The sequence below is a fragment of the uncultured Nostoc sp. genome (assembly GCF_964247315.1).
Lineage (GTDB): Bacteria > Cyanobacteriota > Cyanobacteriia > Cyanobacteriales > Nostocaceae > Nostoc.
Genome location: NZ_CAXTTT010000173.1, coordinates 1 through 11929, shown reverse-complemented (window position 1 = coordinate 11929; position 11929 = coordinate 1). Strand labels below are relative to the sequence as shown.

Below are 11929 nucleotides of genomic sequence, written 5' to 3'. Positions count from 1 at the left end.
CGTCGGCGAGTATCAAAGACTCATTCACGAGTAAAAAAGACTCGTCGGCGAGTATTAAAGACTCGTCCGCGAGTATTAAAGACTCATCCCCTATCCTCCATGCCCCATGCCCAATGCCCAATGCCCCATTTTCAAAATTTAATCTATGCCAATTATTACTGATTCTTCCTCGTCCCGTATTCCATCTGGAACTCGTGACTCGCGCAAACACACCCCCAAAACAGATATGCGGGGACTTTACCAAAGAGCAATTCGCGAATCATTTATCAAGCTCGATCCGCGAATTACTGTCAAAAACCCAGTTATGTTTGTTGTTTGGGTAGGGACAATTGTCACCTTTCTTGTTACTCTTAACCCAAATCTATTTGGCACAATCCAGGCAGATGTTAACCAACAACGCCTTTTAAACGGGTTGATTACCTTTATTCTCTTTTTCACCCTGATTTTTGCCAACTTTGCGGAAGCCGTAGCTGAAGGACGCGGTAAAGCTCAGGCTGATTCACTGCGATCAACGCGATCGGATACGATCGCTAATAAAATCCTCCCCGATGGTTCGATAATAAAAGTCAATTCTACAGAACTGCGACGGGGCGATTTGGTAAAAGTCAGTGCAAATAATATGATTCCTGCCGATGGGGATGTAATTAAAGGCATTGGCTCAGTGGATGAGTCGGCAATTACTGGGGAATCTGCCCCGGTACTGAAGCAACCAGGTACAGATATTGCCAGTTCGGTGACAGGTGGTACACGCCTACTCTCCGATGAGTTGACAATTCGCATTAGCGCCGATCCTGGTCAAGGCTTTATTGATCGCATGATTGCCTTAGTGGAAGGAGCAGAACGCAGCAAGACTCCCAACGAGATTGCTTTGACAGTATTGTTGGCAGTATTAACACAGGTGTTCTTGATTGTAGTAGCGACAATGCCCCCATTTGTTAGCTACATCGCCAGCTTTATCAGTACCGTCTTTGGGGCTGAGGCGGGAAACAGTTTGCGGGCGGGTGCTAGCGTTGCTATTCTCATATCACTACTGGTAGCTTTAATTCCTACAACTATCGGTGGTTTGCTGAGTGCGATCGGTATTGCAGGGATGGATAGAGTTGCTCAGTTTAACGTCATTGCTACCTCTGGTCGAGCAGTAGAAGCTTGCGGTGACATCAACACCTTAGTGCTGGATAAGACTGGCACGATCACCTTGGGTAATCGAATGGCTGATGAGTTTATTCCCCTAGATAATCACTCAATAATAGAGGTGGCGCAAGTCTCTTTAGCTGCTAGCTTGTTTGACGATACGCCAGAAGGCAAGTCAATTGTAGTTTTAGCAGAAAAGTCCCAGGCTGGGGTAGACTTTAATATTGATAAAGCCGAAGGTGTAGAATTTTCCGCGAAAACCCGAATGAGTGGTACGAATCTACCCGATGGTAAACAAATTCGCAAAGGTGCAGTGGAAGCGATTAAGGGATTTGTCCGTTCCCGTGGTGGCCACGTTCCTGATGATATAGATGCAGCTTATGAGCGAGTTTCCCGGTTAGGCGGTACGCCCTTAGCTGTCTGCCAAGATGACAAAATTTATGGTGTCATCTACCTGAAAGATATTGTCAAACCTGGTTTGCGGGAACGGTTTGACCAACTCCGCCGCATGGGTGTTAAAACTATCATGCTCACAGGTGACAATCGAATTACCGCTTCAGTAATTGCCGAAGAGGCGGGGGTGGATGATTTCATTGCCGAAGCGACTCCAGAAGACAAAATTGAGGTGATTCGCTCGGAACAATCTGAGGGTAAACTGGTGGCAATGACTGGGGATGGTACGAACGATGCACCTGCTCTGGCTCAAGCAAACGTGGGTGTAGCGATGAACTCAGGGACGCAAGCTGCCAAAGAAGCTGCTAACATGGTGGACTTAGACTCAGACCCCACGAAGTTGATTGACTTAGTAACTATTGGTAAACAGTTGCTAATTACTCGTGGAGCATTGACAACATTCTCCATCGCTAATGATATTGCTAAGTATTTTGCGATCATTCCGACGATCTTTGCTGCTGCTGGAATCGGCGCACTTAATATTATGGGATTAAAGAGTGCCCAATCTGCGATCGTCTCGGCGCTGATTTACAATGCCTTAATTATTCCGGCACTAATTCCGCTTGCACTCAGAGGGGTGAAGTTCTTGCCTTTAACAGCAGATCAACTGCTACGTCGTAACATCTTCATCTTTGGTCTTGGCGGTATCGTTGCTCCTTTCATTGCCATCAAACTGATAGATATTATCCTACCTTTGTCTTAATTTCTTATGAAACCTATTCAGATGCGACGCACTATTCCTATATCCCAAATATTAGAAGAAATAACTGAAATTTGGTGTCAATGGCGTAGACAAAAGCTGCCACTGTATTTATTCTTGGCGATGTGCTTCAACTTAGTGGTTGCGCCTATGGTTTATGCCGCTACTAACGAACAACTTTCCCGCAGTCAATCTTGGGGATTGGGATTGTTAGGACTGACGACGCTAGGGCTTTCCATCTATTTATTTTTTGTAATGTTTGTACCGGAGAAATTCTAATGAGTTTTGCACGTGAAGCTAGTAGAGCTGTTCGTTCTACCTTAGTACTCTGGGTTATTGGAGCGATTATTTATCCTTTTGCGATGATTGCGATTGGGCAGATTGTGTTTCCGTTTCAAGCAAACGGCAGTCTATTGAAAAATAGCACAGGTCAAGTTGTCGGTTCTGCTTTGATTGGTCAACCTTTTAGTAGCGATCGCTATTTTAACAGCCGTCCCAGTACCACCAGTTACAGCACAGCCGATCCCAAAAAGGACGATGCGGGAGTTTTGAGAACTGGGGTTTCTGGCGCTAGTAACTTGGCTCCCAGTAATCCCGCATTGCTGGAACGCATTAAGGGTAAGGATGATCCAGACCCCAGCAAAAAGGTAGAGGGTGACTTCAATCGTCTAAAAAAAGCAGATGTGCAGCCGACTGGCGATTTAGTCTACACCTCTGGTTCCAGCCTTGACCCCCACATTACCCCGGAAGCTGCGATCGCGCAAGTTGCACGAGTAGCCAAGGCGCGAGGAGTTCAGCCAAACCAACTTGAAACTTTAATTTCTCAAAACACCGATGGTCGCTTTCTCGGCATCTTTGGCGAACCTGGAGTTAATGTGTTAAAGCTGAATTTAGCTCTGGATAAGATTAAGGGATAATGGCTTGGTAAATAGTGAATATGCCTCATATTTGGAATAGTTATCTATAGTAATCTTTAATGATTACTTAAAATTTTAAAGCTTAGATTCTCGATTTATTAAATAAATCGAGATTTTTTTTCGTAGTAGATAAAATTTAAATTTATATCTCTAAATATATACCTATTTAGCTACTTATAAACATATATTTTATTTAATTAATACATTTTATATATCTTCAAAATATATCTTAGAGAAAGCATACTTTTTCAAGATAGTATTGCACAATACTATTAGATGGAGTTAAAAAACATTTTGTATTAAAAAATAAAAAAGCTTTAGAACCAAGCCTATTTGGTGTTTTAATCCAAGCAAATAGCATTTATTGTGGCATTCATTTAAGTGATATTCAGTTACCGAATCAATGTGTTTTTCTAGGAATCTTAAGAGGAAAGCAAGTAATTTCAGCAACAGATAATCCTAGTCTCTTTGCTGGGGATTACATTTTAGCAATAGCAACCCATCACATGATGGTTCCCGCTCTCAAAGTTACTCTTAAAAAAATCCATTCTGTTTACTACTCCCTAAACAGTTGCTTATTGGAAACTCGACCAACAGACAGTCAATCTGTTAATTCAGATTACTCAGACCTATCAAGTACTTTCAATTCCATATATTATTAAACAGATGAACATTTCCCGAATAAAAGTAGAGGGCAGTTCGAGTTTGCGGTAGGATAAAAAAATCTTTTTGCCTTCTGCCAATTTCTTTATAAGCCACCTTAATTTTTTATAGGGATTCCTCTTGCCTCCTTAACTTTACTGAATCTAAGTTCGATTAATTAAAGGTTTTTAATATGCATACTTCGGAGTTTTTCCGACTTTATGTATCCACCCAAAAAAGCGTTCATCAGTCTACTCTGATTGAAGCTAACCTGGCTAAGGCAACACATAGTGATACAAAACCACATGACGGAGATATTCCCTTTGTAGCGGTGTTTTTGGTTCACATTTCCTTTATGGTTGTTTGGACAATTGTCGTTTTTCTCGTTTCATTTGTCTGCAAGGCACTAGAAGATCCCCCAGAAAATACGGTGCAAGATAAAGACGAAATAGTAAGCATCAAACATTTAGAGCAACATACCTGTAAAAAATGCCAATTTTTTAACAATAACTATTTTCTAAAGTGTGCAGTACATCCTACTACTGCTCTAACAAAACAAGCACTCAATTGCTCTGATTACAACCCTAAATAGGTTTATTAATTTGACAAACTTCAAACTTTGCTTAAAGGTTGGAAACTTTATTTAAAAAACCTGAACAAATTTTATGAAACAAAAAGAAACAGTATTTGTTATTCCGACTCATCGACTGAGGGATGTAGCACAGACCATCGAAAAGTATGATGAGAATTTCTGGGTAAATGGTCATGCTTTAAAAATTATTGTTTTTGACGATTCTAGTATTGCCAACCACGAAAAATATTATCCACTTTTAGAGGAGACTAAGACAGTCAATGACGTGTTTTATGTTGGCCCACAGCAGAAAGAGCAATTTATTACATTTTTAAACGAAAGACTGCGCGATCGCAAGCTAGAATCACTAGTCAAAAACTTATTCCGACCTAGTTATGGAGGAAATCGCAACTTCACGCTGATGTATACCCTTGGACATTTAATGGTTAGTGCAGATGACGATATGCGCCCAGATGCATTAATTGAAACTAGTCCAGAATCTTTATCAGGTGATGAAATATGTCGAGGAAAATTAATCAAATCTAGTCAACAAGGTGGTTACGTCCATAAATCTTTTGACTTACTCACGGCTTTTGGTGATGTTTTAGGTCAAAAAGCCAGCCATGTACCAGAAAACTTCGAGGCTGGAGAATTGGTTATTGATACAGCAATGGATTTAGAAACCAATACAACTAAAGGTTACTTTCGAGAAAACAGCCTCTTATTACAACAAGGGAGAGTTTTGAATAATGCGATCGTTAAGATTGCCCAAACTTTTCGCACCGGAACTAATGATATCGATACACTTGATTTTATTCACATGTATCTCAATGATGAGAACCAAATTAGTCCCAATGACCTAAATGATTTTTATATTCTTACCAATTTTCGACCCGTTATTACTAACAAAAACTGGAGAATGGATTGTGGAGTCGCTGGATATGATAATCAGCTAGGTTTACCACCTTTTTTTCCAACTCGACTCAGGTTTGAGGATTATATCTACAGGATTTGGATACAGCAAGAAGGGATTGCAGCTGCACACGTTGATGCTGTCCAAAACCATATTAGAAATAACTATATGCGTAATCCTCTAGCTAGCGAACTATTTAATGAAGAAATATGTAGCTTGCTGAAAAAGAAGATTAAAAACAGTGTTTATCATCTCGACGATTTGGGAATTAAGTTTGAATACTCTGGCGAAGTCACTTTACAAGATTCTGAGGAAATTCTGGAAAAAATCTCTGCTATCCACAGACAGGTAGTCAAAGCCTCAATCTCTACCCAGAATGAAGAACGTCAGCAGTCACTTCAATTATTTGCTGAGAATTTATCGAGAGTCTTTTATGGATTTGAACCAGACTTTTTTCAGCAAAATGTTTCCAGAATTATCGATGATGTTATTAGCCAATTTCACGGCTCTCTAGAAATATGGCCAACTCTAGTAGAAATCTGTTACTTTTCCAAAGATAAAAAGGATTTACCACAAATCAGGGTTAAAAACAAGAAAGTAAAGTCTAGAAATGGGACAAAATCGAGCGATTTTATTGCATAAATTAGACCTTTTGTAAACAAGCCATCTAGAAGAATTTTAAATTCTTTATCCAGGTAAATCCTCTTAGTACACAGTTTCATAAATTCGTGACCAATTGAGGGTTTGAGTTTAAACACAGAGGAGCGCAAAGTTTTTTGAGTCCATTCGTGACAAATTTAGGCAAAGCTGTACTTAGACATATTCTTTCAAGACTTAGGGACTTCCAAGAAGAATCCAGCTATTCTGAATTCAGGAGTCAGAACAAACGCAAGTGGGGGATTCAGACCCACGACTCTCTTACAAAGTTCTGATGCCTGCGGCGGGCTGCGCTTTCCGGTGGAAACCTCTCTTCGAGACGCTACGCGAACGCAAAAGACTTTGCGCTAATTGTAGACCGCTAAATTTTCATTTTTAGGGGGTGCAAAAACGCCGCTTATTCATTCGCCACTCGCCAGAATTCAGAATTGAATTCTGGCGACTGACGCCTCTATTCTGCTTTGATAAAAAAATATCCCAATTTTCTTGTGATATGGGTGTGCTTATCCATCTCATTTTCAGGATGAGCAGGACTTCGACATGAGTGTTGAGTCGAATACTGCCACCCTACATGATTAGATAATTTATTTGTTGGAAATACCTTATGCTAGGATACTTTACAGGCAGTAAGGACAAGCTTAACCAAAATCAAGAACTGCAAAGTATATGACAACATAACTTATTAACAAAGATAGAACCAAAAAATATAAAGTAGCAGATAAATTATCTAGGTGCTATTCTAATCGCAAAAATGTTCTATACAGTCGTTAATTAAGTATGTATGCAAACATTAATTATTGATAATTATGACTCTTATACCTTTAATCTTTACCAGATGATTGCCGAGGTAAATGGTAAACTACCTCTAGTAATTTATAACGATCGCCTTAACTGGGATGAATTGAAAGAAATTGCATTTGATAACATTGTAATTTCACCAGGCCCCGGTCGTCCAGAAAGGTCAGAAGATTTTGGAGTCTGCCGACAGATAATTGAGAATGCGGATGTGCCCTTGCTGGGAGTCTGTCTGGGGCATCAAGGACTTGGCTACCTACATGGTGCAAGAGTGATTCATGCACCAGAAGTTCGACACGGTAGACTCAGTAAAATTTATCATAATAATTCAGAATTATTTCAAGATATTCCTAGTAATTTTTCTGTGGTGCGCTATCACTCGTTGTTAGTTACTAATGAACTACCTGAGTGTCTAGAAAAAATTGCTTGGACTGAAGAAGAACTGGTGATGGGATTGCGTCATCGACATCTACCTTTTTGGGGCGTGCAGTTTCATCCAGAGTCTATTTGTACAGAATATGGGCAAAAATTACTAGCAAACTTTCGAGATATTACGCTGCAATTTACAGAGAAATCGTCAAGGAAGAAGAAGGCAAGAGGCAGGAGGGGGAGCCACCCACAAGGCGAGGGGCTTGAAAGCCTATTGGCAGAGTCAAGAAGTCCACAAAAGCAATATTCGATTGGATATGGATCTGTTACTCCTGTTATAAATCGACCCCACCAAGAACAGGAAGAGAAGTTTGAATTGCATACACGTAAGTTAGATATCTGCCCAAATACAGAACAAATATTTGTACAGCTGTTTGGGGATGCAGCAAACGCTTTTTGGCTAGATAGCAGCCGTGTGGAATTTAGTTTATCTCGCTTCTCGTTTATGGGTGATGGAAGTGGAGCAAACAGTTTATTCGTGCGATATCATACCCAAACACAAGAACTGATCGTCACACAGTCAGATACCGTGATTCATCGCACCGAAAGTATTTTTGAGTATTTAAGGCGGGAAATAGATTGCCGATTTTGTCAATCTGATCAGTTACCTTTTGATTTTAACTGCGGATTTGTTGGCTATTTTGGCTATGAACTTAAGGCGGAGTGTGGATCTTTATTGGTGCATTCTTCACCATTACCTGATGCAATTTTTTTACTTGCCGATCGCATGATTGCGATCGATCATCAAGAACAGTGTCTTTATTTGCTGCAATTAATCAAAAAAGGACAAACAGAACAAGTAGAAACTTGGTTTGATACTATTCAACAACAACTCGAAACTCTCGATCCTCTTTTTGCTCTTGTACCCCAAGAAAATTGTCAGCCTGTTAAATTCCGTTTGAGTCGCACTTACCAAAATTACATTCAAGATATTCAGCAATGCTTGGACGAAATTCACGAAGGGGAAACTTATCAAGTTTGTCTGACAAATCAACTTTACACCGATGCAACCCCCGATCCGTTGAGGTTCTACCGCACATTACGTAAAATCAACCCAGCTCCTTATTCTGCATTTTTGCGCTTTGGTGAAATTGCGATCGCTTGCTCATCTCCAGAAAGGTTTCTACGGATCGATCGCCAAAGATGGGTAGAAACTAAGCCGATCAAGGGAACCCTACCACGAGGAGAAACCCCCGAAGCCGATTTTGTCCTCCGTGAGAAGCTACGCAACAGCGAAAAAGACCGAGCTGAAAATCTGATGATTGTCGATCTGTTACGCAATGATTTGGGACGAGTCTGTGAAGTTGGTAGCATCCATGTACCAAAATTAATGGATGTGGAAACATACTCAACAGTACATCAGTTGGTGACAACGATACGCGGGCGGTTACGTTCAGATTTACAAGCGGTGGATTGCGTGCTGGCTGCATTTCCCGGAGGATCGATGACTGGTGCGCCCAAAATCCGCACCATGCAAATTATCGATCGCTTGGAACAAGAAGCGCGGGGAGTCTATTCAGGTGCGATCGGCTTTTTGGGTTTGAATGGTTCAGCCGATTTGAATATTGTGATTCGGACTGCTGTTTTGACTCCCAATCGAACCTCCATTGGTATTGGTGGCGGGATTATAGCGCTTTCTGAGCCGGAGATGGAGTTTCAGGAAACGCTGCTTAAAGCCAAAGCCTTAATCGACGCTCTGCTTCTGACGATGCACGGAACATCTGAACCAGATACGTATCCCATTCTGGGATTAGAAGCAACAACTGCTGATAGTTATGAAAAATTATCTGCCTAAATCAAAGACTTAAAAAAGAATGGAGATGTGTTTGGGGTGGCTATCCTGACACAAAACTGGCTACTATTAAAGATTCTTGAAACTAACATTTATATCCAAATTCCCTTGGTTAAGGATTTTTGGTATTGATTTTTAATTTGTAGAGACGAGAATTTTTGTGTCTCTACCAAGAATTTTCGGCTTCACTGACGGTATTGACATTATATCCAACATTCAGCAAGTTGGAAGTTCAAAATAATTAATAATCAATAATTACGAATTTATCATCATAACCCCATACATAAATGCACTTTTTTGATTAAGAAATAAGTTGAAATATAAAAAGAAGCTAGCAAAAACTAGGGTTAAAAACAAGAAGCTAAAGTCCATATATTGCACAAAATCGCGTAAAAATCGCTTATAAAGCCTACCTTTGACAAAGAAGCTATCTGCAAAACTTTACGATTCTTTATCTAGAAAAATTTTCTTAGATATATAGCTTAGTTAACAGCAATCTGATAAGATTCCTAACAAGTAGAATAATTACTTGTTCTCTTTTTCTTGAACCAACTGATTTTGGTCATTTTTTGGGAAAGGAAAATAAAAATGTTTCATCTATTGTGGAAAACTCTGGTACTAAGTCCAGTAGTTTTAGGAGTGACGGTGTTGGTTTCCGCTAAGGCTATGGCTGCTGCTGAAGTAGCAAGTTCTTCTGAAAATACAAAGCCAAAAGCTGCTCAGACAAAAGCACCAATAGCTGCTAATGCTTCAATATTCATTCAAACAGAGCAACCAAAAGTTAATCAGCAATTGGTTGCCCAAAAGACCGATGAAAATAAGGTTTTAGAAGAGGTTAATCGCTACAGCAACGAAAGCAAAAATCAGAATTCACTGTCTCAAGTCACATCAGTTTCTCAATTTTCTGATGTACAGCCAACTGATTGGGCATTCCAAGCTTTGCAATCCTTGGTTGAACGCTACGGTTGTATTGCTGGATACCCAAATTCTACTTACCGTGGTAATCGGGCACTGACTCGTTATGAGTTTGCCGCAGGTTTGAATGCTTGTTTAGATCGAGTTAATGAACTGATTGCGACAGCAACTGCTGACTTGGTGACAAAACAGGATTTGGCGACTCTTCAGCGTTTGCAAGAGGAATTCTCGGCAGAACTGGCAACTCTACGCGGTCGAGTAGATTCTGTAGAAGCACGGACTGCTGAACTAGAAGCCAATCAGTTTTCCACTACCACAAAATTGGTGGGTGAAGCTATTTTTGCCGTTAGTGATATTTTTGGCAATAATACTGGCGATGCGAATAATACTGTCTTCCAAGATCGGATACGTTTAGACTTGCAAACCAGCTTTACGGGTAAAGACGTTTTACACACCCGTCTTGCAGCCGGTAATGCACTAGCCTTTAATCAGGTGGATAATGCTGGTCTTCCTATTAATACTGCTGAAGGCACACAAAGTTTTCAAATCGGTAGTACTGGAAACAACGGTGTAATTATAGACTGGCTGGCGTATTACGTACCCATAGGCCCAGTTCAAGCTTACTTTGCGGGCACCGGAGGTATTCATAGCGATTATGTGCCCACTAACAACCCTTACTTTGAGGACTTTGATGGTGGTAATGGTGCTTTGTCTACCTTTGCTTCTGAAAGTCCGATTTATCGCATTGGTGGTGGTGCAGGTGCAGCACTGACTTTACCCTTAGGTAGTAGTAGTGGCAGTTTTTTCAAACCCTCACTGACTATAGGTTATTTGGCGTCAAATGCTAATAATCCTGGGCCAAATCAAGGTTTATTGGAAGGTAACTATGCAGCTCTTGGACAGTTGAACTTTAGTGTTGGCGATCGCTTCTCTATAGGTGCTACCTACGTTCACGGTTATCATGGTGCTGGAGGTGGTAATTTATTTGATTTCGGTGGTGGTTTGGGTAGCACTAACCGCGTCGTAGGTACTAATCAAGCTAACACTCTAAGTACCCTAAACGCATCTTCCAGTAACTCTTATGGGATATCGGCAGCTTTCAAACCCAGCGACAAACTGTCAGTCAGTGGCTTCATTTCTTACCACGATGTCACAGGCTTTGGTGCTGGTGATGATTATGAAGCTTGGAGTTACGGTCTTGGGGTAGCCTTACCTGACCTTGGTAAAAAAGGTAATGTTTTAGGTGTTTTTGCTGGTGCAGAACCTTATGCCCGTAACCGAGGAGGAGTTTTTGCTGGTACTGGTAATGATATACCTTATCACTTTGAAGGCTTTTACAAATATCGCGTGTCAGATAACATCTCAATTACCCCTGGTGTAATCTGGTTGACCTCTCCTGGTCAAAACAGTAATAACGATGATGCAATTATCGGTACGCTGAGAACAACTTTCACATTCTAAAGGTTTACAACAATTTGCTTTAGGGACGCATAGTTATACGTCCCTATGGTAATTTATCGAAACAGAATAAAGGCGTGTTTAATTGGCACAAGCGATCGCGGTAGTTCACTGCAAGAAAATGGGTTTAATTTTTCAGTACGATATCAGCCTTTTTAAAAGCTAGATTTCTAGATTAAGTAGGTAGTAGTCTGTCAAGAAATAATTGGCGAATAAATTTTCTGGAGAGATGGCGATTTATCGCGTCTCTCCAAACGTCAAAATGGGTTTGATAGACCAGTAGGCATAATTCAACATAAAATAAAATCCTAGTTTGTAGTGAGCGATTAATCGCTCTATTTATATATAGTGAAAGTTTTTTAAACTCATTATCTGGTTATGATTCAGAAATTAAAAGCACGCTCATATTTTGATGCTAAGTCTGATGTTAGTTATTAGCTGAAAACTTAAATAAAGTGTTAACTCCTACTCTATTTATGCTTCAGAATTTTTCTCAAGTTTTGGGTTCTTGGCAACTTTTGGTGATCTCGGTTGGGGGAAGGCAGAGGGCAGAAGG

General features: G+C 40.4%; 8 protein-coding genes. All 8 read left to right on the top strand.

Going from position 1 to position 11929, the window contains the following annotated elements:
* Window positions 1–145 precede the first annotated feature (145 nt).
* The 8 genes from kdpB to ACFE93_RS31775 all read left to right on the top strand — a co-directional run bounded on the left by kdpB (window position 146) and on the right by ACFE93_RS31775 (window position 11376).
* Window positions 146–2287 carry a potassium-transporting ATPase subunit KdpB gene (gene kdpB, locus ACFE93_RS31810; protein WP_375479673.1) on the top strand — a complete coding sequence of 714 codons (2142 nt, stop codon included), beginning with the start codon at window positions 146–148 and terminating at the stop codon, window positions 2285–2287.
* 6 nt (window positions 2288–2293) lie between these two features.
* Window positions 2294–2563 (top strand): potassium-transporting ATPase subunit F, encoded by a 270-nt coding sequence (locus ACFE93_RS31805; RefSeq protein WP_375479671.1) that lies wholly within the window; start codon window positions 2294–2296, stop codon window positions 2561–2563.
* The gene (kdpC, locus tag ACFE93_RS31800) at window positions 2563–3201 is read left to right on the top strand and encodes a K(+)-transporting ATPase subunit C (protein ID WP_375479669.1); all 639 of its coding nucleotides are present in this window, start codon (window positions 2563–2565) and stop codon (window positions 3199–3201) included. Before ACFE93_RS31805 ends, kdpC begins: the two co-directional genes overlap by 1 nt.
* A 266-nt stretch (window positions 3202–3467) precedes the next feature.
* On the top strand, window positions 3468–3863 hold the full coding sequence (locus tag ACFE93_RS31795; protein WP_375479675.1) for a TrkA C-terminal domain-containing protein: 396 nt from the start codon (window positions 3468–3470) through the stop codon (window positions 3861–3863).
* A gap of 173 nt (window positions 3864–4036) precedes the next feature.
* Window positions 4037–4435, top strand: a complete 399-nt coding sequence (locus tag ACFE93_RS31790) for a hypothetical protein (protein ID WP_375479667.1) — start codon at window positions 4037–4039, stop codon at window positions 4433–4435.
* A gap of 73 nt (window positions 4436–4508) precedes the next feature.
* Complete coding sequence (locus tag ACFE93_RS31785; protein ID WP_375479665.1) at window positions 4509–5969, top strand: hypothetical protein; 1461 nt, start codon at window positions 4509–4511, stop codon at window positions 5967–5969.
* A 796-nt stretch (window positions 5970–6765) separates the two neighbouring features.
* The gene (pabB, locus tag ACFE93_RS31780) at window positions 6766–9003 is read left to right on the top strand and encodes an aminodeoxychorismate synthase component I (RefSeq protein WP_375479663.1); all 2238 of its coding nucleotides are present in this window, start codon (window positions 6766–6768) and stop codon (window positions 9001–9003) included.
* A 585-nt stretch (window positions 9004–9588) separates the two neighbouring features.
* Window positions 9589–11376, top strand: a complete 1788-nt coding sequence (locus ACFE93_RS31775; RefSeq protein WP_375479661.1) for an iron uptake porin — start codon at window positions 9589–9591, stop codon at window positions 11374–11376.
* Window positions 11377–11929: the final 553 nt, after the last annotated feature.